At 71.9% G+C, this 25,789-nt stretch carries 25 protein-coding genes and 1 tRNA gene; 11 read left to right on the top strand and 15 right to left on the bottom strand.

All coding sequences use genetic code 11. The features are described 5' to 3' along the window. Positions 1-265: 265 nt before the first annotated feature. Positions 266-871 (bottom strand): cysteine hydrolase family protein, encoded by a 606-nt coding sequence (locus ACIO92_RS12035; RefSeq protein WP_402279937.1) that lies wholly within the window; start codon positions 869-871, stop codon positions 266-268. A 153-nt stretch (positions 872-1,024) separates the two neighbouring features. Next, a complete protein-coding gene (locus tag ACIO92_RS12040; RefSeq protein ID WP_402279935.1) occupies positions 1,025-2,353 on the bottom strand; it encodes an MFS transporter in 1,329 nt (442 codons plus the stop codon). Positions 2,354-2,484: 131 nt separating this feature from the next. Here ACIO92_RS12040 and ACIO92_RS12045 point away from each other — a divergent pair, with 131 nt between their 5' ends. Beyond that, the gene (locus ACIO92_RS12045) at positions 2,485-3,420 is read left to right on the top strand and encodes a LysR family transcriptional regulator (protein WP_366441990.1); all 936 of its coding nucleotides are present in this window, start codon (positions 2,485-2,487) and stop codon (positions 3,418-3,420) included. 10 nt (positions 3,421-3,430) lie between these two features. Here the strand turns inward: ACIO92_RS12045 and ACIO92_RS12050 are convergent, their stop codons facing one another. From ACIO92_RS12050 to ACIO92_RS12065, 4 genes are all read right to left on the bottom strand, one after another. Continuing rightward, positions 3,431-3,838: an RNHCP domain-containing protein gene (locus tag ACIO92_RS12050; protein WP_402054624.1), complete on the bottom strand. Its 408-nt coding sequence runs from the start codon at positions 3,836-3,838 to the stop codon at positions 3,431-3,433. A gap of 19 nt (positions 3,839-3,857) precedes the next feature. After that, the gene (locus tag ACIO92_RS12055; RefSeq protein WP_366441992.1) at positions 3,858-4,184 is read right to left on the bottom strand and encodes an RNHCP domain-containing protein; all 327 of its coding nucleotides are present in this window, start codon (positions 4,182-4,184) and stop codon (positions 3,858-3,860) included. 450 nt (positions 4,185-4,634) lie between these two features. After that, positions 4,635-4,708: transfer RNA gene (locus ACIO92_RS12060), tRNA-Pro, on the bottom strand. Between the two features lie 85 nt (positions 4,709-4,793). Then, entirely contained in the window at positions 4,794-5,732 is a 939-nt protein-coding gene (locus ACIO92_RS12065) for a metallophosphoesterase (protein WP_366442008.1), read from the bottom strand. A 74-nt stretch (positions 5,733-5,806) separates the two neighbouring features. Here ACIO92_RS12065 and ACIO92_RS12070 point away from each other — a divergent pair, with 74 nt between their 5' ends. Further along, on the top strand, positions 5,807-6,271 hold the full coding sequence (locus tag ACIO92_RS12070) for a GatB/YqeY domain-containing protein (RefSeq protein ID WP_366442009.1): 465 nt from the start codon (positions 5,807-5,809) through the stop codon (positions 6,269-6,271). 265 nt (positions 6,272-6,536) lie between these two features. Here the strand turns inward: ACIO92_RS12070 and ACIO92_RS12075 are convergent, their stop codons facing one another. Continuing rightward, entirely contained in the window at positions 6,537-8,774 is a 2,238-nt protein-coding gene (locus tag ACIO92_RS12075; protein ID WP_366442010.1) for a transglycosylase domain-containing protein, read from the bottom strand. Positions 8,775-9,190: 416 nt separating this feature from the next. On the opposite strand from ACIO92_RS12075, the gene ACIO92_RS12080 reads away from it, so the two are divergent. Next, positions 9,191-9,535 carry a WhiB family transcriptional regulator gene (locus ACIO92_RS12080; RefSeq protein ID WP_026058363.1) on the top strand — a complete coding sequence of 115 codons (345 nt, stop codon included), beginning with the start codon at positions 9,191-9,193 and terminating at the stop codon, positions 9,533-9,535. 131 nt (positions 9,536-9,666) lie between these two features. On the opposite strand, the gene ACIO92_RS12085 is transcribed toward ACIO92_RS12080, so the two are convergent. Both ACIO92_RS12085 and ACIO92_RS12090 read right to left on the bottom strand, forming a co-directional pair. Further along, positions 9,667-11,160, bottom strand: a complete 1,494-nt coding sequence (locus ACIO92_RS12085) for an ArsA-related P-loop ATPase (protein WP_366442011.1) — start codon at positions 11,158-11,160, stop codon at positions 9,667-9,669. Further along, a complete protein-coding gene (locus ACIO92_RS12090; RefSeq protein WP_351785980.1) occupies positions 11,157-12,119 on the bottom strand; it encodes an ArsA-related P-loop ATPase in 963 nt (320 codons plus the stop codon). Before ACIO92_RS12090 ends, ACIO92_RS12085 begins: the two co-directional genes overlap by 4 nt. Before the next feature lie 124 nt (positions 12,120-12,243). On the opposite strand from ACIO92_RS12090, the gene ACIO92_RS12095 reads away from it, so the two are divergent. From ACIO92_RS12095 to ACIO92_RS12115, 5 genes are all read left to right on the top strand, one after another. Beyond that, positions 12,244-12,399, top strand: a complete 156-nt coding sequence (locus ACIO92_RS12095; protein WP_351785977.1) for a hypothetical protein — start codon at positions 12,244-12,246, stop codon at positions 12,397-12,399. Next, on the top strand, positions 12,396-12,866 hold the full coding sequence (locus ACIO92_RS12100) for a RidA family protein (protein WP_366442012.1): 471 nt from the start codon (positions 12,396-12,398) through the stop codon (positions 12,864-12,866). Before ACIO92_RS12095 ends, ACIO92_RS12100 begins: the two co-directional genes overlap by 4 nt. Positions 12,867-12,952: 86 nt before the next feature. Further along, positions 12,953-13,933 (top strand): NUDIX hydrolase, encoded by a 981-nt coding sequence (locus ACIO92_RS12105; RefSeq protein WP_402279930.1) that lies wholly within the window; start codon positions 12,953-12,955, stop codon positions 13,931-13,933. After that, positions 13,930-14,760, top strand: a complete 831-nt coding sequence (locus ACIO92_RS12110) for an MBL fold metallo-hydrolase (protein ID WP_402054614.1) — start codon at positions 13,930-13,932, stop codon at positions 14,758-14,760. Before ACIO92_RS12105 ends, ACIO92_RS12110 begins: the two co-directional genes overlap by 4 nt. Before the next feature lie 173 nt (positions 14,761-14,933). Further along, complete coding sequence (locus ACIO92_RS12115) at positions 14,934-15,818, top strand: prohibitin family protein (protein WP_366442015.1); 885 nt, start codon at positions 14,934-14,936, stop codon at positions 15,816-15,818. A gap of 76 nt (positions 15,819-15,894) precedes the next feature. On the opposite strand, the gene ACIO92_RS12120 is transcribed toward ACIO92_RS12115, so the two are convergent. Continuing rightward, entirely contained in the window at positions 15,895-16,569 is a 675-nt protein-coding gene (locus tag ACIO92_RS12120; protein ID WP_351785964.1) for a Crp/Fnr family transcriptional regulator, read from the bottom strand. Positions 16,570-16,859: 290 nt separating this feature from the next. Here ACIO92_RS12120 and nth point away from each other — a divergent pair, with 290 nt between their 5' ends. From nth to ACIO92_RS12135, 3 genes are all read left to right on the top strand, one after another. Then, positions 16,860-18,065: an endonuclease III gene (gene nth, locus ACIO92_RS12125; protein ID WP_402279926.1), complete on the top strand. Its 1,206-nt coding sequence runs from the start codon at positions 16,860-16,862 to the stop codon at positions 18,063-18,065. 85 nt (positions 18,066-18,150) lie between these two features. Further along, positions 18,151-18,855: a CoA pyrophosphatase gene (locus tag ACIO92_RS12130; RefSeq protein WP_366442017.1), complete on the top strand. Its 705-nt coding sequence runs from the start codon at positions 18,151-18,153 to the stop codon at positions 18,853-18,855. A 101-nt stretch (positions 18,856-18,956) separates the two neighbouring features. Continuing rightward, the gene (locus ACIO92_RS12135; RefSeq protein WP_366442018.1) at positions 18,957-20,156 is read left to right on the top strand and encodes a MarP family serine protease; all 1,200 of its coding nucleotides are present in this window, start codon (positions 18,957-18,959) and stop codon (positions 20,154-20,156) included. Between the two features lie 51 nt (positions 20,157-20,207). On the opposite strand, the gene ACIO92_RS12140 is transcribed toward ACIO92_RS12135, so the two are convergent. The 5 genes from ACIO92_RS12140 to acs form a co-directional block, all read right to left on the bottom strand. Continuing rightward, positions 20,208-20,405: a hypothetical protein gene (locus ACIO92_RS12140; protein ID WP_351785951.1), complete on the bottom strand. Its 198-nt coding sequence runs from the start codon at positions 20,403-20,405 to the stop codon at positions 20,208-20,210. Positions 20,406-20,527: 122 nt separating this feature from the next. Then, the gene (locus ACIO92_RS12145; protein WP_366442019.1) at positions 20,528-21,460 is read right to left on the bottom strand and encodes an alpha/beta hydrolase; all 933 of its coding nucleotides are present in this window, start codon (positions 21,458-21,460) and stop codon (positions 20,528-20,530) included. Beyond that, entirely contained in the window at positions 21,457-21,954 is a 498-nt protein-coding gene (locus ACIO92_RS12150; RefSeq protein ID WP_366442020.1) for a phage holin family protein, read from the bottom strand. Before ACIO92_RS12150 ends, ACIO92_RS12145 begins: the two co-directional genes overlap by 4 nt. A 36-nt stretch (positions 21,955-21,990) precedes the next feature. Then, on the bottom strand, positions 21,991-23,421 hold the full coding sequence (gene nhaA, locus ACIO92_RS12155; RefSeq protein WP_366442021.1) for a Na+/H+ antiporter NhaA: 1,431 nt from the start codon (positions 23,419-23,421) through the stop codon (positions 21,991-21,993). Positions 23,422-23,741: 320 nt separating this feature from the next. Next, positions 23,742-25,697, bottom strand: coding sequence for an acetate--CoA ligase (gene acs, locus ACIO92_RS12160; protein ID WP_366442022.1), 1,956 nt, complete (start codon positions 25,695-25,697; stop codon positions 23,742-23,744). Positions 25,698-25,789 lie beyond the last annotated feature (92 nt).

The following is a 25,789-nucleotide window of genomic DNA, read 5'->3' on the forward strand; positions in this document are numbered from 1 at the left end:
GTCGAGGTCGGTGGTGGGCCGTTGGGGCCCAGGACTCCCACGACCCGCCCGGCCGGAATTTCCAGGTCGACACCGTCCAGGGCGGTGAACTCCCCGTACTTCTCGGTCAGGCCCTCGGCCCGGATCGCGTACGACGTGTTCCACGGCTCCTCGTCAGGTCTTCGTCTCGCTTCGACGTCCCTGACGACGCCGGTCCCGGCTGACAGGCCCCGGACGGTCCTCTGACGGCCTCGCGCGGAGGTCCGTCAGCGGCTGTCAGGGGCTGTCAGGCGCCGCCGTCCGGCCGGAGTAGCGCGCGGAGCGCGGCGGTGTCGAGGACCTGGGCGCGGGACGGGAGGACCCGCCGGACCAGGACGTCCTGGACGTCGGGGTCGGGGTCGGCGACCCCGTCGGAGAGGACGAGGAGCCGGTAGTCGCGGTCGGCGGCGTCCAGGACGGTGGAGAGGACGGCCCCGCTGGTGCTGACGCCGGAGACGACCAGGGTGGTGATGCCTCGCTCGCGCAGCAGCCGGTCGAGGTCCGTGGTCGACAGGGCCCCGAACCGGGTCTTGCGCACGACGAGGTCGCCGTCCCGGGGCGCGAGGCGCGGATGGAAGGCGGTGGCGGGGTCCTCGTGGTGCAGCGCGCGGTGCCGGGCCGCCGGGGCGAAGGCCCTGTTGGTGCCGGAGATCGCGTCCCAGTCGGCCTCGGTGAAGCCCACGCGCACATGGGCGACGGCGCCGCCCGCGGTACGGACGGCGGCGACGGCCTCTTCCAGGCGGCCGATCAGGGCTTCGCGACCGTCCTCCGGCAGCCCGGCGAGGATCGCGGGCTGGCAGTCCATGACGAGCAGCGCGGTACGGGCGGGGTCGAGCGCGGGGGTGGTGGTCACGCGGGGATTCTCCTTCGGGGGCCGGGAGGCGGGACGGTGGCGCGCGGGGACTTCTTCGAGGACCGGGGCGGGGCCGGGGGTGGCCCCGGGCCCCGGGCCTGGACGCGGAGCCGGGAGCTGGGCAGTTGGCCGGTAGTCGGGCAGGGAGTCGGGTCAGGACGCGGGTCCCCGCGCCGGGCGGTGCCGCGCGAGTGAGGTCCCGCTCCGGTCGGACCGGGGCAGCAGGAGCGGGGTGGCCAGGGCGAGCAGTCCCACGACCACGAGGGCGGTACGGGGTCCGGTGGCGGCGGCGAGCAGCCCGCCGAGCGCGGTGAGGACGGCGATGGACGCCTGCTGGGCGATCGACCAGGCGGTCAGGGTGCGGGCGACGAGGTGCCGGGGGGTGCGTTCGAGCCGGAGGGTGGCGAGCACCGGGGTGTACAGGCTCATGTGGACGATGATCGCCAGCTCGACGGCCATCACGGTGAGGAGTCCGACGGTGCCGGGACCGACGAGGGCGAGGCCGATCAGCCAGACGGCCCGCAGGGTGCCGACGACCCCGATGACCCGGCCCCGGCCGTGCCGGGCCACGGTACGGCGGGCGAGCCGCGAGCCGACGAGCCCGCCCAGACAGGGGGCGGCGAAGGCGAGGGCGTACTGCCAGGGCGGGAACCCGAGGTCACGCAGCAGGAGCACGGCGAGGACCGGCTCGGTGGCCATGATCAGCCCGGAGACGGCCATGTTGTTGAGGCAGAGCGCCCGGAGGACGGGGTCGCGGAGGAGATGCCGCCAGCCGTCGAGCAGGGCCCCGGCCGGTGCGGTGGACCTGGCCGGGGTCGTGACCTCCACCGGTGCCGTGCCCCCGGCCGGTACCGTGCTGCCCCCGGCCGGTGCCGTGCCCCCGGCCACCGGGCGCGGCGGGGCCTCCTCCCGGCCGCCCGCCGCGACCAGGCAGAGCGCCGAGAGAAGGTGACCGAGCGCGTCGGCGACCAGGGTGACGACCGGTCCGAACACCCCGATCGCGGCCCCGCCGAGCGGTGGTCCGACCGCGATGGAACTCCAGTTGGTGGACTCGAACCGGGCGTTGGCCACGAGCAGGTCCTCCGGCCGGAGCAGGGCCTTGAGGTAGGCGCCGCTCGCCGCGCCGGACGCGATCCTGGCGGCGGAGAGCGTGGCCGAGACCACGAACAGCTGCCCCGGGCCGAGGAGCCCGAGGGCGTACGCCACCGGGACCGACGCCAGGGCCGCGCACCGGACCAGATCCGTCACGATCATGACCGGGCGTTTGCGCCGGAACTCGACCCACGGAGCGAGCGGCACCGCGAGCAGCGCCCCCACCGCGGGCCCGGCGGCGGACAGCGCGGCCACCTCGGCGGGACCCGCGCGCAGCACCAGTACGGCGATCAGCGGCAGGGCCCCGAAGCCCAGCCCGGAGCCGTACGCGCTCACCGCGTACGCCGCCCACAGCAGACCGAAGCGCCGCCCCAGCCGTCTCCTGGCCACCCTGCCCCCGAGGTTCCGTCCGAACAACCCGACACCGACCGGACAGAGGAAAGCGAGCGACCGTACCGCAGGTCAAACAACCGGAAACGGCGAATCCCACAACCAGCGGTTGTTCCCTAAGGTGGTCCGTCATGGACCTCGAAGCCGTACGCACCTTCGTCGCCGTCGCGGAGGCGGGCCAGTTCCGGAAGGCGGCCGTCGACCTGTCGGTCACCCAGCAGGCCGTCTCCAAACGGATCGCCGCCCTGGAGCGGCACCTCGGGGTGCGGCTGTTCACCCGCACCCCGCACGGGGCCGAGCCCACCATCGACGGACAGGCCCTCCTGCCGCACGCCCGGGAACTGCTCCGGGTCGCGGACCGGGCCGTCGCGTCCGTGCGCGCGGGCCGGCGCCCGCTGCGGGTCGACGTGATCAACTCGCGGGGCGCGGTGTCGGGCCTGATGCGCGACTTCCACCGGGCGCATCCCGGGACCGAACTCGACGTGCTGATGATGCCGGCCATCGACGAGGCGGTCGCCGCCCTCCGGTCCGGCGCCATCGACGCGTCCTTCCGGGCCGTCGCCGACCCCGGCCGTCCGCTGCCGGAGGACATCGCGTCCGTCCGGGTCCTCGACGAGCCGCTCCAGCTGCTCACCGGCCCCGGCCACGCGCTGGCGCGCGCCCGGTCGGTGACCGTCGCCGAGCTGGTCGGGCACCGGATCTGGATGCCCGGCATCGTGCCGGGGACGGAGTGGGCCGCCTACTACGACGAGCTGGTCGCCGAGTTCGGTCTCACCATCGAGGCGACCGGCCCCAACTTCGGTTCCGACGCGCTCCTCGACACCGTCGCCGACACCCCGGCCCTGGCCACCTTCATGAGCGAGGGCACCCGGCTGGTCTGGCCCGCGGGCCACGGTCTGCGCCGCGTCCCGGTGACCGACCCGGTGCCGGTCTACCCGCACTCGCTCCTGTGGCACCGCGACAACCCCCACCCGGCCCTGACGGTCCTGCGGGCCCACCTCGCGGGGGTGTCCCCCGCCCCGGACACCCCGGGCACCTGGCGCCCGGGGTGGACGAGACCGTACTGAGCGGGGCGGGTCACAGGGAGGCGAGGACCTGGGCGGCCCTGCGGGGGTCGCGCAGCGGCCGGAGCGCGAGCCGGACGAGGACCAGCGGGTTGTCGTCCCCGGCGGCCCGGTTGGTGCCGAGCTCCCCGCAGGACAGACACTCGTGGATGATCATCCACTCGCCGTCGTCCCGGGCGCAGAGCCCCACTGCCTCCATACGGCCCCGGCAGTCCGAGGCCCGGTCGCCGGGGACGCGGTGGTCGACGTGCAGACTGGCCAGGCAGTGGGGGCAGTGGTTCCGGTGCGCGGTGCCGGGCGCGTCCAGCGGGACGTCCAGACGGCAGCCGACGCACCGGAAGCAGTCGGCCCGGTCGCGGATCCGGCCGTGCAGAACGGTCTTGGGCCGTTGCGGGCGCCGGTCGTGCGGGCGTCGTGGCATGACGGTTCCTCCTTCCGGATCAGTGGGCGCCGAACGCTTCGAGCGGGAAAGGCGGTTGGGCCAGGGGACGGACCGCCATCCGCATCAGGACGAGCTGGTTGTCGTCCGCGCGGACCGGCGAGGAGGTCAGCTCGTCGCAGCGCGCGCAGCGGTGGATGACCCGCCAGTCGCCGGTGCGGAGCACGGCGACGGCGATCGGGACCATCCGGCCCTCGCAGTCGCTCGGCCCGCCCTCGACGTGGTCGAGGACGTGCCGGGAGTGCAGGCAGGAGGGGCAGTGGTCGGCGGACGCGGCGACGGTCAGGCCGCACGCGACGCAGGTGAAGGCGTGGTCGGTGTGGGACACCCGGGGTGTGCTCCTTGCTGGAAGTCGTACAGGGCAGCAAGAGCAGGCCGAGCGGTCCTCGCCGGGGCCGTGACGACGGCCCCAAGAAGATGACGAAGGATTACGCGGCGTGGCGAGGCGCGCTCGGCGCGGTCCGGGGCATCAACACATCCTTGACAGTGACCCGAAGAGGGCCGTTCGACGAAGGCCCCGCACACCACGGGACGTCGGGAGCGTAACAACGCCCCTCCACCCCGCCAACCGGATTTTTCCCCCCCGGCCGACCGCCCCACAGCGACTCAGGAGCGGCACGCCCCCCAGCCCAGCCGACCACCTGCTTCGTCTCCCGCTCCCGCCCGCGCGGGAGCAAGCTCGCCCTCTCCCCCGGACACGCGGTAAGCACTGGTCACAGCCACAAAGAGGTGTGGCCGGTACTGATACCAGTACCGGCCACACCTGCTGTTACGGCTGTCGGGGTGGCGGGATTTGAACCCACGACCTCTTCGTCCCGAACGAAGCGCGCTGCCAAGCTGCGCTACACCCCGATGTCACTGCGCTGTTCTTCACTTCGCGGCGACATCGCTTACTTTAGCCCACGCGCGGGCTGAGGCGAAATCCGGTATTCGGGGGCTACGCGCGGGCCGTCAGGGTGAGGAGGGTGACCTCCGGCGGGCAGGCGAAGCGGACCGGGGTGTAGCGGCTGGTGCCGCAGCCGGCGGAGACGTGCAGGTACGAGGTCCGGCCCCCGGCCGTGTGGGTGGAGAGGCCCTTGACCCGGTCGGTGTCCAGGTCGCAGTTGGTGACCAGCGCCCCGTAGAAGGGGATGCACAGCTGACCGCCGTGGGTGTGCCCGGCGAGGAGCAGCTCGTACCCGTCGGCCGTGAAGGCGTCGAGCGCGCGCAGGTACGGGGCGTGGACCACGCCCATCGTGAAGTCGGCGTCGGGGTCGGGGCCGCCCGTCACCCGTTCGTACCGGTCGCGCTTGATGTGCGGGTCGTCGAGCCCCGTGAAGGCGAGGTCCGCCTGCGGCAGCTTGAGCCTGCCGCGGGTGTTGGTGAGGTTCGCCCAGCCCGCCGCGTCGAAGGCGTCCCGGATGCCCTCCCACGGGTTGTGGACGGCGTCGACGACCGGCTTGTTGCCGTTGAGCCCGTGACGGCCCTGCACCTTCTCCATCAGGTAGAGGGCGGGGTTGCGCAGCCGGGGGCCGTAGTAGTCGTTGGAGCCGAAGACGTACACGCCCGGGAACTGCATGAGCGGGCCGAGCGCGTCCAGCAGCTCCGGTACGGCCTCCGGGTCCGAGAGGTTGTCGCCGGTGTTGACGACGAAGTCCGGACGGAGGCCCGCGAGGGACTGGAGCCAGGCCCGCTTCTTCCGCTGGCCGCTCACCATGTGGATGTCGGAGACCTGGAGCACCCGCAGATCGCTCATGCCGGGCGGCAGCACCGGCACCGTCACACGGCGGAGCCGGAACGAGCGGGCTTCGACCCCCGCCGCGTAGACGATTCCGGCGGCGGCCGCCGCCGTGAGACCTGCCGTGATCTTGAGGGGGATCCCGTACCGTGCGCGCATTCCCCCATCGTCGCAGACCCGACGAGGGGAAATGCGCGGGCGGGCGGGGCGCGACACCTGCCACACTTGACCCCATGACCACGCTCAAGGAGAAGCTCCAGGCCGACCTCAATGCCGCGATCCGGGCGCGCGACGAACTGCGTTCCTCGACCCTCCGGCTGACCATCACCGCCATCACGAAGGAGGAGGTCGCGGGCACCACCAAGCGCGAACTCTCCGACGACGAGGTGCAGAAGGTGATCGCCAGGGAGGCGAAGAAGCGCCGAGAGGCCGCGGACGCCTTCGCCCAGGGCGGCCGTTCCGAGTCCGCCGAGCGGGAGAAGGCCGAGGGCGTTCTCCTCGACGCGTACCTGCCGAAGCAGCTCGGTGACGACGAGCTCGACGCGATCGTCGCCGCCGCCGTCGAGGAGGCGCGGGCGGCGGGCGCCGAGGGGCCGCGTGCCATGGGCGCCGTCATGAAGATCGTGAACCCGAAGGTGGCCGGTCGGGCGGAGGGCGGCCGGGTCGCCGCCGCGGTGAAGAAGCTCCTCGCGGGCTGATCCGAGCCCTTTGTCCGGTGTCCGGGCTTCCCGGGCCTCCCGGTTCTCCGGTTCCCGCCACGCGGACCCCGGCGGGAGCCGGGCCGACCTCCGACGGGTCGACCTCCGACGGGTCGACCTCACGAACGGGCTGTCCCCGGTCGGGGGGCGGTCCCGGACAGGCCCCCGACCAGCGGCCCCGTCCCGCCGCCGCGCGGACCCGCACCACATGAGGAAGGGCGCCCCACCGGAGCGGGGCGCCCTTCCTCATGTCCTCGGCGGGGTGTCAGCGGTCTCCGCCGTCGTTGCCGTCCCCGTCACCGAACGTGCCCGGTGGGATCGTCATCCCGGGCAGCGGGTTCGTGGGATCGCCGTCGCCCGGCTTGCCGTCGCGCGGCCTCCGCTTGTCGCGGTTCGGGCCCTCGTCGCCGTCCTCCGGCGCCTTCGGCCTCTCGGCACGCGGTACGGAGACGGCGGCGAAGCCCGGGGTCTGCCCGGCGTCCAGCGCGCCCGTCATGGCGATCTTCCAGATCGGGCCCGGAAGGCAGCCGCCGCAGACCTTGTCGTAGTACTCGCCGCCGATGGTGATGTCGAACATCGACTTCTTCTCGCCGATGTCGTCACCGACCCAGACGGCGGTGGAGAGGTTCGGGGTGTAGCCGACGAACCAGGCGTCCTTGCGGTCGTTGGTCGTACCGGTCTTGCCCGCGTTGTCCCGGTCGCTCAGACCTGCCTTGGTACCCGTGCCGTCCTCGACGACGCCCTTCAGCATCTGGTTGATCGTGTCGGCGGTGCGCTCGCTCATCGCCCGGGTGCACTTGGTGTCCGGCACGTTCAGCTTGTCGCCGTTGGCGGCCTTCACGGACTCGATGGCGATCGGGGTGCAGTAGATGCCCCGGTTGGCGAAGGTCGCGTAGACGGTCGCCATGTCGAGCGGGGTGCTCTCCTGGGCGCCGAGGGTGATCGAGGGGAGCTCCTTGACCTTCTTGCCCAGCTCGCGCTCGTACCCCATGTTCTTGGCCATCGTGATCGTCTCGCAGAGGCCGGCCATCTGCTCCAGCTTGGCGAAGTACGTGTTGATGGACTTGCCGAGGGCGCTGGTCATGTCGAAGGCGCCCTCCTCCGACTCCAGCTCGTTGCCGATCTCCCAGTTGGCGTAGCCCGCGGGCTTGCCGTCACAGCGGGTGTAGTCCTTCTCCGGGATGTTGATCTTCCACGGGGTGTCGAAGGACTGCGCCGGGCTCAGCCCCTTCTCCAGGGCCGCCGCGGCCGTGATCGGCTTGAACGTCGAGCCGGTCTGGAAGCCGTACGTGGTGCCGCCCATCTTGCTGCCGACGGCCAGGTTCAGCGTGGTCTGGTGCTGCTTCTGGTCCAGGCCGTAGGGGCGGGACTGGCCCATCGAGAGGATCTTGCCGCTGCCGGGCTGGACCTGCACCACCGAGGCGGCGACCTGGTCGTCCTTGTTGATCTTCGCGATGGCGGCCTCGTTGGCGGCGGCCTGCGCGCGCGGCGAGAGCGTGGTCCTGACGGTGAGACCGCCGAGGTTCCACAGCTTCGTGCGCTCCTCGGCGGTCTTGCCGAAGACCGGGTCGTTGAGGATCGTCTTGCGGACGTAGTCGCAGAAGAAGCCGGAGCCCGCGACGGCGGTGATGCAGCCGTTCTTCGGCATCTTCACCTTCAGCTTCAGCGGGGTCGCCTTCGCCTTGTCCGCCTCGGCCTGGCTGATGTCCTTCACGTCGGCCATCCGCTGGAGGACCACGTTGCGGCGCTTGGTGGCCTCCTGGATGTCGTTGACCGGGTCGTAGCGGCTCGGCGACTGCACGAGACCGGCCATCATCGCCGCCTCGCCCAGGGTCAGGTCGGCGGCGCGCTTGGAGAAGTACCGCTGCGAGGCGGCCTCGATGCCGTACGCCTGCTGCCCGAAGAACGTGATGTTGAGGTAGTTCTCCAGGATCTTCTTCTTGCCCAGCTCCTCCTCGACCTGGATCGCGAACTTCAGCTCGCGGACCTTGCGGCCGATGGTCTGCTGGGTCGCCTGCGCGACCTTCTCCGGGTCGTCACCCGCCTCCTCGACGAAGACGTTCTTCACGTACTGCTGGGTCAGCGTGGACGCGCCCTCCGAGACCCCGCCGGACTGCGCGTTCTTGTTGATCGCGCGCAGCACACCCTTGAGGTCGACCGCTCCGTGCTCGTAGAAGCGTCCGTCCTCGATCGCGACGATCGCCTTCTGCATGTAAGGGGAGATCCTGTCGAGCGGGACGACCGTCCGGTCCCGCGAGTACACCGTGGCGATCAGACCGCCCTCGGAGTCCAGGATCTTGGTGCGCTGACTCAGCGGAGGAGTCTTCAGATTGGAGGGGATCTCGTCGAACCCCTCGACCGTGCCCTTCGCGGCCAGTCCGAACACCCCGGCCGCGGGCAGGGCGATACCCGCCAGCACGGCTCCGGAGAGCACGCTGACACCGAGGAACTTGGCGGCCTGCTGGGTCCCGGTCAGACCACCGCCCGAGCGCTTCTTTGCCATGGGGGCAGCCTACGTTCTCATTCGCCGGACACACGTATATGCCTTGGCCTAAGCTGCTCCCAACTGTCACAGCAGTGTGGTCCGGCATCAAGACCCGGGTGTGACATCGACATGAAATCCCGCGACCCCGAAGCGCGGGCGGCTCGTGTCCGATTACGGCTCATGCGTCATGCGGTGTCCCGAGTGGACCCGAGCGATACGGGCATGTCCAGGCGGTATGTCCACTATCACGCGCATGTCCTCCGGTCACTCCTCTGGGTGATCTGACGCGTACGCATAGTCCGTTCGGGCCATCCAAGATTGGGCCTGAAGGGGGTGTTGCGGCGTCCCGGCCTTCCGTAACGTCCCAACTGGCAGCGGTGAATATGCCGCTGTCGCCGTGGGGGAGCCTCGATTCGGGAGAGGACGGCGCCGGTATGGGCTGGGTAGCTGACTGGAGTGCGCAGGCGGCCTGCCGCACTACCGATCCGGATGAACTTTTCGTTCAGGGAGCGGCGCAGAACAGGGCGAAGGCGGTGTGCACCGGATGCCCGGTGCGGACCGAGTGCCTCGCCGACGCCCTCGACAACCGCGTGGAGTTCGGTGTGTGGGGCGGTATGACGGAGCGGGAGCGCCGCGCGTTGCTGCGCCGCAGGCCGACCGTCACCTCGTGGCGCCGTCTCCTGGAGACCGCGCGCACGGAGTACGAGCGCGGAGCGGGCCTGCTGCCCGTGGCCATGGAGGACGACGCGACGTACGAGGCGTACGCGGCGGTGGGCTAGCCCCGCGCGGTCGCGCGAGTGCCTCAGCCCTGGTGGGTCCGGTCCTCCACGAAGGCATCGGCCCGGCTCGGGCGCGCGAGCGCCCCGGCACGTGCGGGCTCCGGTGCGGAGGTGCGGGGCCCGTCGATCGCTCAGGCCGAGCCCGTCCGCACGGCTGTGAGACGGTCACCGATGGCTCGCAGTCCGGTGAGGTCGTGCACATCGCCGGGCAGGGCGGCCACCTCGGTCACCGCCACCTCGGGGTGGAGCGCGGTGAAGCGGTCGCGTGTGCGCCGCTCGCGCGCGAGCACCCGCATCCGCTCGGCATGTAGCCGCAGCAGTCCCGCGGTGAGCTGTCGTACGTCCGCTTCGGTCTCCGCGGCCGTGCGCGGGTCGGCACCGGATTCCGCACGCGTGTGTATGTCCGCGCCGGTGTCCGCGTCCACGGGTGGGTCCGTGCCGGGGTCCGGGGGGGCGGTCACGTCGGTTCCCACGGTCACGTCCGCGTCCGCTTCGGTGGCCGGGTCGTGCGCGTCTGTTTCCTGTGCCGGGTCGGCTGTGGGGGCAGCCTCGGATACGGAAAGGGCGGCGGCGGTGGCGATCTCGGAAGGCTCGGGGTCGGTGGCCGGGGAGCCACTCCGACGATTCTTCCCGGCCATCTGATCCACCATGCGTCCGTCCTCAAGATTTTCCGCCGCGGCCCGTGCCCGCTCGGCCGAGAGTCCGGCGGCGCCGCTGCCGTGCACCCGGTTGAGGACCAGTCCGGCCAGCGGCATCCGCTCGGCTGCCAGCCGTTCCACGAAGTACGCGGCCTCGCGCAGCGCGTCCCGCTCCGGCGTGGCCACCACGAGGAAGGCCGTGCCCGGTGCCTGGAGCAGCCGGTACGTGGCGTCCGCGCGGGTCCTGAACCCGCCGAACATGGTGTCCATCGCGGCGACGAACGTCTGCACGTCCTTGAGGAACTGACCCCCCAGCAGTTTTCCCAGCGTCCCCGTCATCATCGACATGCCCACGTTGAGGAACTTCATCCCGGCCCGGCCGCCCACCTTCGCCGGTGCCATCAGGAGCTTGATGAACTTCCCGTCGAGGAAGGAACCCAGCCGCTTCGGCGCGTCCAGGAAGTCGAGGGCGGACCGCGACGGCGGAGTGTCCACCACGATCAGGTCCCACTCGTCACGGGCCCGGAGCTGGCCCAGCTTCTCCATCGCCATGTACTCCTGCGTACCGGCGAACCCGGCCGACAGGGACTGGTAGAAGGGGTTCTCCAGGATCGCCCGCGCCCGCTCGGGCTCCGCGTGCGCCTCGACGATCTCGTCGAAGGTCCGCTTCATGTCCAGCATCATCGCGTGCAGTTCGCCGCCGTCCGGACCCTTGACGCCCTCAACCCGGCGCGGGGTGTTGTCCAGGGAGTCGATGCCCATCGACTGGGCGAGACGACGGGCCGGATCGATGGTGAGGACCACCACCCGCCGCCCGCGCTCCGCCGCCCGCACACCGAGCGCCGCCGCCGTGGTCGTCTTCCCGACGCCGCCCGAACCGCAGCAGACGATGATGCGGGTCCCCCGGTCGTCGAGCAGCGGATCGAGCTCCAGGACGGGAGCCGCGTCGAGACCGCCCCCCACCGAGGACTTCTGCGCCTGCGTCACGCGCCCACCCCTTGCCTCCGCAGTTCCTTCGCGAGCCGGTAGAGACCCGCGATGTCCGCCCCGTCCCCCAGGAAGGGCAGCTCGTACGTCGGTACGCCGATGCCGTCGAGGGCCTCGCGCTGGGCCCGCTCCAGCTCCACCCGCCGCGCGTGCTCCGCCGCCTCGGCGAGCAGCGGATCGACCAGCTTCGCGCCCCCGGGCACCCCGGCGGCCACCAGCGTCCGCGCGACCGCGTCCCGGTGTCCGCCGGAGGCGGCCCGCAGCGCGGCGGCGTCCAGGACGTGCGGCCGGACCATGTTCACCACGACCCGGCCCACCGGCAGTTCGGCGCCCCGCAGCTCCGCGACGCCGTCCGCGGTCTCCTGGACCGGCATCTCCTCCAGCAGGGTCACCAGATGGACCGCCGTCTCCGGGGACTTGAGGACCCGCATCACGGCCTGCGCCTGGTTGTGTATCGGACCGATCCTGGCCAGGCCCGCCACCTCGTCGTTCACATTGAGGAAGCGGGTGATGCGGCCCGTCGGAGGCGCGTCCATGACCACGTGGTCGTAGGTGTGGCCGCCGTGCTTCTCGCGTCTGCGGACCGCCTCGCAGGCCTTGCCGGTCAGCAGGACGTCCCGGACGCCCGGCGCTATCGTCGTCGCGAAGTCGATCGCGCCGAGCTTCTTCAGGGCCCGCCCCGCCCCGCCCAGCTTGTAGAACATCTGGAGGTAGTCGAGGAGCGCGCGCTCGGCGTCGATCGCCAGCGCGTACACCTCGCCGCCGCCCGGCGCGACGGCGATCTTGCGCTCCTCGTACGGAAGGGCCTCCGTCTCGAAGAGCTGTGCGATGCCCTGTCTGCCTTCGACCTCGACGAGGAGGGTCCGCTTCCCCTCCGTCGCGAGGGCGAGGGCGAGGGCGGCGGCGACCGTCGTCTTACCGGTACCGCCCTTGCCGCTGACGACCTGGAGCCTGCTCACGTTGTCGAGCCTAACCACTGGCGACGGCGCCCAATCAGGAGACCGCCCCGGAGAAGTCACCTAGGGGGCCGCTGAGGGGCGGTCCCGGCGGGACAGGTCCGCGGCAGCGGATACAGTCGGCTCCATGACCAAGTGGGAGTACGTCACGGTGCCGCTTCTGGTGCACGCGACCAAGCAGATTCTGGACACCTGGGGCGAGGACGGCTGGGAGCTCGTCCAGGTCGTTCCCGGGCCGAACCCCGAGCAGCTCGTGGCCTACCTGAAGCGGGCCAAGTCGTGAGCGGGGCCGTCGAGGCGAAGCTCGCCGAGCTCGGCCTGACCCTGCCGGAGGTCGTGCCGCCGCTGGCCGCGTACCAGCCGGCCGTGCGCTCCGGCGCGTACGTCTACACCTCGGGTCAGCTCCCGATGGTGGGCGGCGAGCTCCAGCTGACCGGCAAGGTCGGCGCCGAGGTCACCGCCGAGGAGGCCAAGCAGCTCGCGGCCACCTGCGCGCTGAACGCGCTCGCGGCCGTGAAGTCGGTCGCCGGTGACCTGGACCGGATCAAGCGGGTCGTCAAGGTCGTCGGCTTCGTCGCCTCCGCCCCCGACTTCACCGGACAGCCGGGTGTCGTCAACGGCGCCAGCGAGCTGCTCGGCGCGGTCCTCGGCGAGAAGGGCGTGCACGCGCGCAGCGCCGTTGGCGTGGCCGTACTGCCGCTCGACGCGCCCGTCGAGGTCGAGGTCCAGGTGGAGCTGGTCGAGGGCTGACCCCCACCAGCACGCGCTCAGGGCCGGTTCTCCGTCACGGGGAACCGGCCCTCGTGCATTCGCGGCCCGGCGCATAGCATCCGGCCATGTCGACGAATGGTCAGCCGCAGCAGTCGGAGCAGGGGCCGGAGCAGGGCCCGGAGCAGGGCCCGGAGCGGCCGGAGCACCCGGACCAGCAGCGGGCCGAGCGGTCCGGGCGGCGGTCCGACGGCCAGTGGTACCCGGCCGAGTGGCCCGACCGCATCCGGGCCCTCACCGCCGGCGATCTGGTCCCGGTGGACGCCCGGCCCGCCGCCACCGTCATGCTCCTGCGGGACGCGCACGCGGGACCCGAGGTCCACATGTTGCGCCGCCGGACCTCCATGGCCTTCGCGGGGGGCGCGTACGCCTACCCCGGCGGCGGTGTCGACCCGCGTGACGAGCAGCCGGTGCGCTGGGCGGGCCCCGATCTGGAGACCTGGGCCGCACGGCTCGGTCTGGACGGTCCCGCGCGGGCGCAGGCCGTGGTGTGCGCGGCCGTGCGCGAGACGTACGAGGAGGCGGGCGTCCTGCTCGCCGGGGAGACCGCCGACGGCGTCGTCGGCGACACGACCGGCGCGGACTGGGAGCGGGACCGGGAGGCGCTGGTCGCCCGGGAGCTGTCCTTCGCGGACTTCCTGGACCGGCGGGGGCTGGTGCTGCGCTCGGACCTGCTGGGCGCGTGGGCGCGGTGGATCACGCCGGAGTTCGAGCAGCGCCGGTACGACACCTGGTTCTTCGTGGCCGCGCTGCCCGCCGGACAGCGCACCCGCAACGCCTCCACGGAGGCCGACCGCACGGTGTGGACCCGCCCCGCGGAGGCCGCCGCCGGGTACGACCGGGGCGAACTGACGATGATGCCGCCGACGATCTCTACCCTGAGGACCCTGGAGCCGTACGGCACGGCGGCGGAGGCGCTGGCCGCCGCCGGGGAGCGGGACCTGGCACCGGTGCTCGCGCGGGCGCGCCTGGAGGGCGACGAGCTGGTCCTGAGCTGGCCTGGACACGAGGAGTTCACCAAGGTCGTCCCGCTGGGGGGTGCGCGGTGAGCGACGCGGCGGCGCTGCCGGGGCAGCCGCGCGGAGTGGTGGCCTCCGGGCCCGCGACCGCCCGCGCCGTGAACGTCCTCGCGCCGAACCCGTCGGCGATGACCCTGGACGGCACCAACACCTGGCTGCTGTCCGAGCCCGGTTCGGACCTCGCCGTGGTCGTCGATCCCGGTCCGCTGGACGAGGGGCATCTGAGCGGGGTGGTGGCGACCGCCGAGCGCCTCGGCAAGCGGGTCGCGCTCACCCTGCTGACCCACGGGCACCCGGACCACGCGGAGGGCGCGGGCCGGTTCGCGGAGCTGACGCGGACGCCCGTACGGGCCCTGGACCCGGCGCTGCGGCTCGGCGACGAGGGCCTCGGCGCGGGGGAGGTGGTGACGGTCGGCGGTCTGGAGCTGCGGGTGGTCGCGACCCCCGGGCACACCTCGGACTCGCTCTCCTTCCACCTGCCGGCCGACGGGGCGGTGCTGACGGGGGACACGGTCCTGGGGCGCGGGACGACGATGGTGGCGCACCCGGACGGGCGGCTCGGGGAGTACCTGGACTCGCTGCGGCGGCTGCGGTCGCTGACGGTCGACGACGGGGTGCGCACGGTCCTGCCGGGGCACGGCCCGGTCCTGGAGGACGCGCAGGGGGCGCTGGAGTTCTATCTGGCGCACCGGGCGGCCCGGCTCGCGCAGGTGGAGGCGGCGGTCGCGGCCGGCTGCCGGACGTCGGCGGAGGTCGTGGCCCGGGTGTACGCGGACGTGGACCGTTCGCTGTGGCCCGCGGCGGAGCTGTCGGTACGGGCGCAGCTGGAGTACCTGCGGGAGCACGGCGGGAGCTGAGCCGGGCGGCGGGGCGATCCCTGCCCTTCATGGGCGGGTACGGGTCGTTCGCCCGGTTCCGGGGTCCGTGCGCGTCACGATCCTGTCCCGAGGTGGGACCCGGCCCTTCGGTCTCCTTGACCCGTGCTTTACGCTCCGCTTACTTCTGTTGTCAGATTTCGGGGGGAACGCCCGTGTTCGTCGTCGCCATCCTGCTGCTCATAGCCGCAGTGGTGCTCTACTTCGTCGCCCGCTCCAACGACTCGAAGGGGCTGCGCCTCGGCGCGATCGGCGCGGCGGTCGCCGGTCTCCTCTCGCTGGTCACGAGCATGACGTACGTGATCAGCGCGTACGAGGTGGGTGTCCCGGTCGCCTTCGGCAAGGTCGGTTCGCCGATGACCTCGGGAATGCACGTGAAGTCGCCCTTCACCGAGGTCACGACCTTCTCGACCCGCCCGGTCGACCTCAACCTCTCCGACAAGGACGTGGTCGAGGTCCGCTCCTCGCAGGGCGGTGTCATGTACGCGGAGGTGACGGTGAAGTGGGCCGTCGTCCCGTCCAAGGCCGTGGAGCTGTACAAGCTCGCGGGCAGCGAGGACGCCATCCAGCAGCGGCTCGTCTTCCCGGACAGCCGTGAGATCGTCCGGAACGTCTTCGCCCGCTATTCGAGCGAGCAGGGGTACGCCTCCGACCGCGAGAAGATCAACGCGGAGATCGCCGCCCTGGTCGAGGAGCGGCTGGCCCCGCGCGGGATCGTCGTCACCACGGTGAACCTGCGCAACGTGAAGCCCTCGGAGGCCCTCCAGGGCCAGATCGACCGCAAGATCCAGCAGCAGCAGGCCACCGAGCGGGCCACCGAGGCCGCCCGGACCGCGAAGGCCGAGTCCGACCGGCGCCGGATCGAGGCGGAGGGCATCGCCCGCGCCAACCGGATCCTGAACGACTCGCTGACGGACAAGGTCCTGATGAACCAGTGCATCGACGCGTTCAAGGAAGCGGCCGGGAAGAACGCGGTCTACGCCCTGCCCTGCGGCAACGGCTCCTCCACCCCGGTGATCGTGGACGGTTCGAAGCGCTGACCACGCCCGCCCGGCACGCGAAGAGGCCGCCCCGGATCCTGACGGACCGGGGCGGCCTCTTCGCGTACGGGAGCGACTACCGCGAGCGCTTCGCGAGGCGCTCCACGTCGAGCAGGATCACCGCGCGGGCCTCCAGGCGCAGCCAGCCGCGCTGGGCGAAGTCGGCGAGCGCCTTGTTGACCGTCTCGCGGGAGGCGCCGACCAGCTGGGCCAGCTCCTCCTGGGTGAGGTCGTGCACGACGTGGATGCCCTCCTCCGACTGCACGCCGAAGCGGCGCGACAGGTCGAGGAGCGCGCGGGCGACCCGGCCGGGGACGTCGGAGAAGACCAGGTCGGACATCTGGTCGTTGGTCTTGCGCAGTCGGCGGGCGACCGCGCGCAGCAGGGCGGTGGCCACCTCGGGGCGCGCGTTCAGCCAGGGCTGGAGGTCGCCGTGGCCCAGACCGAGCAGCTTGACCTCGGTCAGCGCGGTCGCGGTCGCGGTGCGCGGGCCCGGGTCGAAGAGGGACAGCTCGCCGATGAGCTCACCGGGGCCGAGGACGGCCAGCATGTTCTCGCGGCCGTCGGGGGAGGTGCGGTGCAGCTTCACCTTGCCCTCGGTCACCACGTACAGGCGGTCACCCGGGTCGCCCTCGTGGAAGAGCGCGTCACCTCGGGCGAGGGTCGCCTCACCCATCGAGGCGCGCAGCTCAGCAGCCTGCTCGTCATCGAGCGCCGCGAAGAGCGGGGCGCGCCGCAGAACGTCGTCCACGAGTTCTCTCCATACTGTCGACCTGCTCAGGGACCTGGGTCCCATGATGCCGGACGTACAAAACAGTGCGATCAATCACAACAAGTTTGACCCACCGAGTCGCTCTTCCGTACGTCAGGGGCCCGATTGGGGGCTGATCGGCCACGCCCGGGACGGATGTCGGCGGCGGCGCCTAGGCTGGCCGGGTGTCCAACTCGCCGGTGAGAGCGCAGGCCAAGGGGGCTGAAAGAGTGTCGGCCGAAGGTAATTCCGCCGTGGGCGAACACGGTGTGTCGAAACGGGCAAAAGCCGTGAAAAGGAAGTCGGTCGCGCCGGAACGCGGGACGACGGCGCCGAAGACCGGGACGTCGAAGGGCGGTACGCCGAAGGGCGGGGCCACCAGGACCACGGCCCCGAAGAAGGCCACGGCCGCCGCCGGGACCGCGAAGAAGTCGTCGGCCTCCCCCGCTCCGAGGAAGGCCACGGCTTCCGGAGCCGCCTCCTCCGAGGCCACGGCCTCCCCGCCCGCGAAGAAGCCGACGAGGGTCAGGACGGCGACGGCCAGGACGGCCAGGACGGCCGGAGCGACGTCGGCCGAGACGGCCAGGACCGCGACGGCCGAAACCAAGGCCAAGGCGGCCAAGGCCACCCCCGCCGGACCCGCGAAGAAGGCCGTCACCAAAGCCAAGGCCAAGGCCACCGCCACCGAGCCCCCGGCCTCCTCCCCGCCCGCGACCGCCAAGGCCGCGCCCGAGTCGCGGATCGCCATGGTCCGCCGGGCCCGCCGGATCAACCGCGAGCTCGCCGAGGTCTACCCGTACGCCCATCCCGAGCTGGACTTCCGCAACCCCTTCGAGCTGCTCGTCGCCACGGTCCTCTCCGCCCAGACCACCGATCTGCGGGTCAACCAGACCACCCCGGCCCTCTTCGCCGCGTACCCGACCCCCGAGGACCTGGCCGCCGCCGTCCCCGAAGAGGTCGAGGAGCTGATCCGCCCCACCGGCTTCTTCCGCGCCAAGACCAAGTCGATCATGGGCCTCTCGGCCGCCCTCCGCGACGACTTCGGCGGCGAGGTCCCCGGCCGCCTCGACGACCTCGTCACCCTGCCGGGCGTCGGCCGCAAGACCGCGTTCGTCGTCCTCGGCAACGCCTTCGGCGTCCCCGGCATCACCGTCGACACCCACTTCATGCGGCTCGCCCGGCGCTGGCGGTGGACCGCCTCCGACGACCCCGTGAAGATCGAGGCCGAGGTCGCCACCCTCTTCCCGAAGAGCGAGTGGACCATGCTCTCGCACCGGGTGATCTTCCACGGCCGCCGTATCTGCCACGCCCGCAAGCCCGCCTGCGGCGCCTGCCCCATCACCCACCTCTGTCCCTCGTACGGAGAGGGCGAGACCGACCCGGAGAAGGCGAAGAAGCTGCTCAAGTACGAGAAGGGCGGCTTCCCCGGCCAGCGGCTCAACCCGCCCCCGGACTACCCCGGCCGCCCGGCACCCCCGCTGGGCGCGCGCGACTGAGCCCGCCCGCCGGCGGCCCGCGCCGGAGCACGGAGCCGGGGAACGAACCCGTACATCGACCGCGTTGTGAACCACGGGGGTGCCTATGACGCGCACTGACGAACAGATCCACGGGCCGGGCAGCGACGGGCTGCTCAGCCGGGACGGGCTGCCCGGCTGGCTCGGACCCGTCGACCGGGCCGCCCGCACGGTCCGGCCCGAGCAACTGAGCCGCTTCCTGCCGCCCGCCAGCGGAGCGGGCCGCCAGTCCGCCGTCCTCGTCCTCTTCGGCGAGGGCGAGCGCGGCCCCGAACTGCTCCTCATGGAACGGTCGGGCAGCCTCCGCTCGCACGCCGGACAGCCCTCCTTCCCCGGCGGCGCCCTCGACCCCGAGGACGGCCCCCCGGCCGACGGCGGACTCCTGCGCGCCGCCCTCCGCGAAGCCCGGGAGGAGACCGGCCTCGACCCGGAGGGCGTCCAGCTCTTCGGCGTCCTGCCCCGGCTCTACATCCCGGTCAGCGGCTTCGTCGTCACCCCCGTCCTCGGCTGGTGGCGCACCCCCAGCCCGGTCGACGCCGTCGACCCCGGCGAGACCGCCCGCGTCTTCACCGTCCCCGTGGCGGATCTCACGGACCCCGCGAACCGCGCCACCGCGATCCACCCGAGCGGCCACCGGGGCCCCGCGTTCCTGGTCGCGTCCGCCCTGGTCTGGGGATTCACCGCCGGGGTGATCGACCGGCTGCTCCACTTCTCCGGCTGGGAGCGACCCTGGGACCACGCCAAGCAGGTCCCGCTCGACTGGCGGTCATGACAGGCTGAACCCCGCGCGCGGGCCGACCACCCGGCGCCCGCCCTCCCGGCGAACAGGCTGCCCCTCCGGCGACCGGAAACGAATCTGCGAGGCATTTGACGGTGAACGTGCTGGACATCCTGCTGCTGCTCGCCGCCGTGTGGTTCGCGGTCATCGGCTACCGCCAGGGATTCGTCGTCGGCATCCTGTCGGTGATCGGCTTCCTCGGCGGCGGTCTCGTCGCCGTCCTGCTGCTCCCGATGCTCTGGGACAAGCTCACCGACAGCAGCGAGGTCTCCACCACGACGACCGTCGTCTTCGTGATGGTCGTCATCGTCTGCGCCTCCGTCGGCCAGGCCTTCACCACCCACCTCGGCAGCCGACTGCGCCGGCACATCACCTGGTCACCCGCGCGCGCCCTCGACGCCACGGGCGGCGCGCTGGTCAACGTGGTCGCGATGCTCCTGGTGGCCTGGCTGATCGGCTCCGCCCTCGCCCGCACCTCGATGCCCACCGTCGGCAAGGAGGTGCGCCAGTCCAAGGTGCTGCTCGGCGTCGAACAGGTGATGCCCTCCCAGGCGTCCCGGTGGTTCGGCGACTTCAGCTCCACCCTGGCCCGCAGCGGCTTCCCCCCGGTCTTCAGCCCCTTCGCCAACGAACCCATCACCCCGGTCACCCCGCCCGACCCGGCACTCGCCGACAGTCCCGTCGCGGCCCGCGCCCAGCGCTCGATCGTGAAGGTCGTCGGAACCGCGCAGAGCTGCGGCAAGGTCCTCGAAGGCACCGGCTTCGTCTTCGCCGACCGCCGCATCATGACCAACGCGCACGTCGTCGGTGGCGTCGACGAGCCCACCGTCCAGATAGGCGGCGAGGGCAGGCTCTACGACGCCAAGGTCGTCCTCTACGACTGGCAGCGCGACATCGCCGTCCTGGACGTGCCCGACCTGAAGGCCGCCCCGCTGGCCTTCACCGGCGAGGACGCCCACAGCGGCGACAGCGCGATCGTCGCCGGATTCCCCGAGAACGGCTCGTACGACGTGCGCTCCGCGCGCGTACGGGGCCGTATCGACGCCGACGGACCCGACATCTACCGCCGGGGAGACGTGCGCAGGGACGTCTACTCGCTGTACACGACGGTCCGTCAGGGCAACTCCGGCGGCCCGCTCCTCACCGAGGACGGCAAGGTGTCCGGTGTGATCTTCGCCCGCTCCCTCGACGACCCGAACACCGGCTACGCCCTGACGGTCGACGAGATCCGCGAGGACATCGAGCGCGGCAGGACCGCCGCCCAGCAGGTCGACACCCAGGGTTGCGCCCTGTAGGGCCTGTAGGACCCGTAGGGGCCCACCCCCTCAGGGGCGGGCCCGGGGGCGTCAGGCCGTGTCGCGCGGATGCCGGAGGCGGGCCGAGACCCAGCGGGCCCGGCGGCGGAGGATCCGGGAGAACTCCACCCCCCGCGCGGTGTGCGCGCGGCCCTGGTCCGGCGGGCCGCCCCCCTCACGGGGACCCGGCCCGGAGGCCGAGCGGCGGTTGCGTGCTGTTGTGTCACCGTAGTCGTGCGTCCAGCCCATACTTCGACGTCTGCCCGTGCCCCAAGGTCGGTAACCACTTCGGGGCACTCCAATCGGAGTATGCGCGGGGCACATGGCCGTTCGACGCAAGTCCGTACGGCCCGCAGGGAGGAGAGGGGCCGTCAGCGGTCCGGCTCGGGGTCCTTCAGCCAGTTGACCAGCTCCGCCGAGAAGGCCGCCGGGTCCTCCTCGTGCGGGAAGTGCCCGAGCCCGTCGAACAGCCGCCAGCGGTACGGCGCCTCCACGTACTCGCCCGAGCCCGCCGCGCTCCTGGTCCGCATCACCGGGTCCTGGGAGCCGTGCAGATGCAGCGTCGGCACCCGTACCGGCCGCTTCATGCGCCGGTTGAACTGGATGCCGTCCGGCCGGGCCAGGGACCGCACCATCCAGCGGTACGGCTCGATCGAGCAGTGCGCCGTGGACGGGACCAGCATCGCCCGCCGGTACGTGTCGGCCGTCTCCTGGTCCACCCCGTACCGGGGACCCGACCAGTCCTGGAGCAGCTCGCCCACCAGGGCCGCGTCGTCCGCGACGAGCTGACGCTCCGGCAGCCACGGCCGCTGGAAGCCCCAGACGTGCGAGCCCGCCCGCGACTGCGCGAAGTCGGAGAGCATCGCCGAGCGCCAGCGGCGCGGGTGCGGCATCGAGGAGACCGCGAGCCTGCGCACCAGCTTCGGCCGCATCACGGCCGCCGTCCACGCGAGATAGCCGCCCAGATCGTGCCCGACGAGCGCGGCGTCCGGCTCGCCCAGCGAGCGGATCACCCCGGTGACGTCGAGGGCCAGATTGGCGGGGTCGTAACCCCGGGGGGTGCGGTCGCTGCCGCCGACCCCGCGCAGATCCATGGCGACCGCCCGGAAACCCGCCTCGGCGAGCACCGGCAGCTGGTGCCGCCAGGTCCACCAGAACTGCGGGAAGCCGTGCAGGAGCAGCACCAGCGGGCCGTCGCCCATCTCGGCGATGTGGAAGCGGGCGCCGTTGGCGGCCACGTCACGATGGGTCCAGGGCCCGTCGAGCCGTACCGGCCCGCCGTTGCCGCTCTCGGAAAGGGTCATACGGACGAGCGTGCCACAGAGGAGGCCTTGTCCAGCGTCCTGTCCAGCGCCGTCCCCGGCTCGGGACGGGGGTGCGGCTTGACGGTGGAGAGCACGGCGGCCGTCTGCTTGGCCGAGGCGATGGACTTCTCCGGCGGCTTGACCTTCTTGAACTTGGCGACCGCGACCAGGCCCAGCAGCACCGCGAGCAGTACGTTGAACGCGAAGGACAGCAGGAAGCACCAGACCAGGTTCCAGCCCCCGTTCCCGTTGTGCCCACCGGTCCAGGTGTTGATGGCGTACGCCAGCGCGAAACTCAGCATCGGCAGCGAGAACAGCAGGACGACCAGGGCGCCGACGCCCAGGATCGCCCCCATGCCGCCGCGCTTGACGTCCTGTCGGATCTCGGCCTTGGCCAGGGCGATCTCGTCGTGCACCAGGGCCGACATCTCGGTGGTCGCCGAGGCGACCAGCTGACCGAGGCTGCGCTCGGCTCCGTCGATCGGGTCGCTCATCGCTGCTCCCTCTTCTTCTCTACGGTCCGACTCAGATCATGCCGGACGGTCGGCCCCGTCGCGCGGTGCCCCCGCCAGTCGGGCGCGCTCGCGGTGATCGGCGGCCTTCTTCTCGTAGATGGCGGCCATCCGGAGGTGGTACTCCGGATTGTCCTCCTCGTAGATGTCGGGGATGCCGTCCTGGTCCTCGTCGCGCTCCTCGTCGGTGACGAGCGCCTGGTACTTCCGCACCCGCAGTTTCAGCAGGACGGAGGCGAGGACGGCGGCGATCAGCGAGCCGATGAGGACGGATGCCTTCACCTCGTCGGTGAGGACGGCGTCGCCCTCGAAGGCGAGTTCGCCGATGAGCAGCGAGACGGTGAAGCCGATCCCGGCGAGGGTGGCGACGGCGAAGACGTCCGGCCAGCTCAGGTCGGGGTTGAGTTCCGCGCGGGTGAAGCGGGCGGCGAGCCAGGTGCCGCCGAAGATGCCGAGGGCCTTGCCGACGACGAGACCCAGCAGGACGCCGAGGGTGACCGGCTGGGTGAACACGTCCCGCAGGGCGCCGCCGGTGACGCTCACCCCGGCGGAGAAGAGGGCGAACAGCGGGACGGCGAGCCCGGCGGACAGCGGGCGGACCAGGTGCTCGATGTGCTCGCCGGGGGAGTGCTCCTCGCCCTCGCGGGTGGTGCAGCGGAGCATCAGGCCCATGGCGACACCGGCGATGGTGGCGTGGACGCCGCTGTTGTACATCAGGCCCCAGACGACCAGGGCCAGCGGCACGTACACGTACCAGCCGCGGACGCCCTTGCGCAGCAGCAGCCAGAACAGGAGCAGTCCGGCGAAGGCGCCGCCGAGGGCCGCGAAGTTCAGGTCGCCGGTGAAGAAGACCGCGATGATCAGGATCGCGAAGAGGTCGTCGACGACGGCGAGGGTCAGCAGGAAGGCGCGCAGCGCGGACGGCAGGGAGGTGCCGATCACCGCGAGGACGGCGAGCGCGAAGGCGATGTCGGTGGCGGTGGGGACGGCCCAGCCGGCCAGGGAGCCGTTGCCGAGGGTGTTGACCAGGACGTAGACGAGGGCGGGGGCCGCCATGCCGCAGAGGGCGGCGACGACGGGGAGGGCGGCGGCCTTGGGGTCGCGCAGCTCGCCCGCGACGAGTTCGCGTTTCAGTTCGATGCCCGCGACGAAGAAGAAGACCGCGAGGAGGCCGTCGGCGGCCCAGTGCTGGATCGACAGGTCGAGGCCGAGGGCGGCGGGCCCGAGGTGGAAGTCGCTGAGGGAGCGGTAGCTGTCGCGCAGCGGGCTGTTGGCCCAGACGAGGGCGGTGACGGCGGCGAGGAGGAGCAGGACGCCGCCGACGGTCTCGGTGCGCAGGGCGTCGGCGAGGTAGCGGCGCTCGGGGAGGGGGAGGCGGCCGAGGAACTTGCGGTCGCCGCCGGTGCGGGTGTCGCGGTCGTCTCGGTCGGTGGGGGTGGGCGCGGCCACGGGGAAAACCTCCGGTCGGTGGGCAGGACTGAGCACATGCCGACCAGACTTCCCGGCGCACCTTGGTTTTCTTGTCGCGTCTCTGACGCGGTCTTTACCTTACCTAAGGAGCGTGGGCTGCGTCCGGCGGGATCAACTCTAGGGAATTTTGTCCCTTTCGTCCCGCCGGGGCGTCGGCCCCGCCACGGATGTACGCCCGTGGATGTACGGCCGTCTCCGCGAGGGCGACGGCCGTACGGCCCGTCTCCACGGGGGCGCGGAAACGGGGAACGCCCGCCCCGAGCGGTCCGGGGCGGGCGTCCTCGTCGTACGGGCCGGGCTCAGTCCTCGCTGGAGGCGGCCGGCAGCTGGGTCTGGATCAGCGACATGACCGAGGAGTCGGTCAGCGTGGTGACGTCGCCCAGCTCCCGGTTCTCCGCCACGTCGCGCAGCAGACGGCGCATGATCTTGCCCGAGCGGGTCTTCGGCAGCTCCGCGACCGGCAGGACGCGCTTCGGCTTGGCGATCGGACCGAGGGTCGCGCCCACGTGGTTGCGCAGGTCGTCGACGAGGCTCTCGTCCTCGCTGGCCGTACCGCGCAGGATGACGAAGGCGACGATCGCCTGCCCGGTGGTCTCGTCGGCGGCGCCGACGACGGCCGCCTCGGCGACGGACGGGTGCGAGACCAGGGCCGACTCGACCTCGGTGGTCGAGATGTTGTGGCCGGAGACCAGCATGACGTCGTCGACCCGGCCGAGCAGCCAGATGTCGCCGTCGTCGTCCTTCTTGGCACCGTCACCGGCGAAGTACTTGCCCTCGAAACGGGACCAGTAGGTGTCGATGTAGCGCTGGTCGTCGCCCCAGATGGTGCGGAGCATCGACGGCCACGGCTCGGTGAGGACCAGGTAGCCGCCGCCGCCGTTCGGAACCTCGTTGGCCTCGTCGTCGACGACGGTGGCGGAGATGCCCGGCAGTGCCCGCTGGGCGGAGCCCGGCTTGGTCTCGGTGACGCCCGGCAGCGGCGAGATCATCATCGCGCCGGTCTCGGTCTGCCACCAGGTGTCCACGATCGGGGTCTTCCCCGCGCCGATGTGCTCGCGGTACCAGACCCAGGCCTCGGGGTTGATCGGCTCGCCGACCGAGCCGAGGACCCGCAGGCTCGACAGGTCGAACTTGGCGGGGATGTCGTCGCCCCACTTCATGAACGTGCGGATCGCGGTGGGCGCCGTGTAGAGGATCGTGACGCCGTACTTCTGCACGATCTCCCAGAACCGCCCCTGGTGCGGGGTGTCCGGGGTGCCCTCGTACATGACCTGAGTCGCGCCGTTGGCCAGCGGGCCGTAGACGATGTACGAGTGGCCGGTGACCCAGCCGATGTCGGCGGTGCACCAGTAGACGTCGGTCTCCGGCTTGAGGTCGAAGACCGCGTGGTGGGTGTACGAGGCCTGCGTCAGATAGCCGCCGGAGGTGTGCAGGATGCCCTTCGGCTTCCCGGTGGTGCCCGAGGTGTAGAGGATGAAGAGCGGGTGCTCCGCCGGGAAGGCCTCGGGGGCGTGCTCGGTCGACTGGCGGGCGACGATCTCGTCCCACCACACGTCGCGGCCCTCGGTGAACGCGGTCTCCTGGCCCGTGCGGCGGACCACCAGGACGTGCTCGACCTGCGGACACTTGGCGACGGCCTCGTCGATGGCCGGCTTCAGGGCGCTCGGCTTGCCCCGGCGGTAGCCGCCGTCGGCGGTGACGACCAGTTTGGCGTCGGCGTCCTGGATGCGGGAGGCCACGGCGTCCGCCGAGAAGCCGCCGAAGACCACCGAGTGGGCGGCGCCGAGGCGGGCGCAGGCCAGCATCGTGACGGCCGCCTCGGGGATCATCGGCAGATAGACGGCGACCCGGTCGCCCTTGCGGACGCCCAGCTCGGTCAGGGCGTTGGCGGCCCGGGAGACCTCGTCCTTCAGCTCGGCGTAGGTGATCGAACGGCTGTCGCCCGGCTCCCCTTCGAAGTGGATGGCGACGCGGTCGCCGTGTCCGGCCTCGACGTGCCGGTCGACGCAGTTGTACGCGACGTTCAGCTCGCCGTCCGCGAACCACTTCGCGAACGGCGGGTTCGACCAGTCGAGGGTCTCGGTCGGCTCGGTGGCCCAGGTCAGGCGCTTGGCCTGCTCGGCCCAGAAGCCCAGCCTGTCCGCCTTGGCCTGCTCGTACGCCTCCGCCGTCACGTTGGCGTGCGCGGCCAGCTCGGCGGGCGGCGAAAACCGTCGCTCTTCCCGAAGCAGATTGGCCAGGCTTTCGTTGCTCACGACATCTCCCTTTCCCAGGGCGTCCTCTGTGCGTATGTGTCCCGCGTCATAGCTCATCAGTCAGATGCCCGGGTGACAAGAGCATCCAGGAA

It is taken from the genome of Streptomyces sp. NPDC087215 (genome assembly GCF_044744885.1).
Taxonomy (GTDB): domain Bacteria; phylum Actinomycetota; class Actinomycetes; order Streptomycetales; family Streptomycetaceae; genus Streptomyces.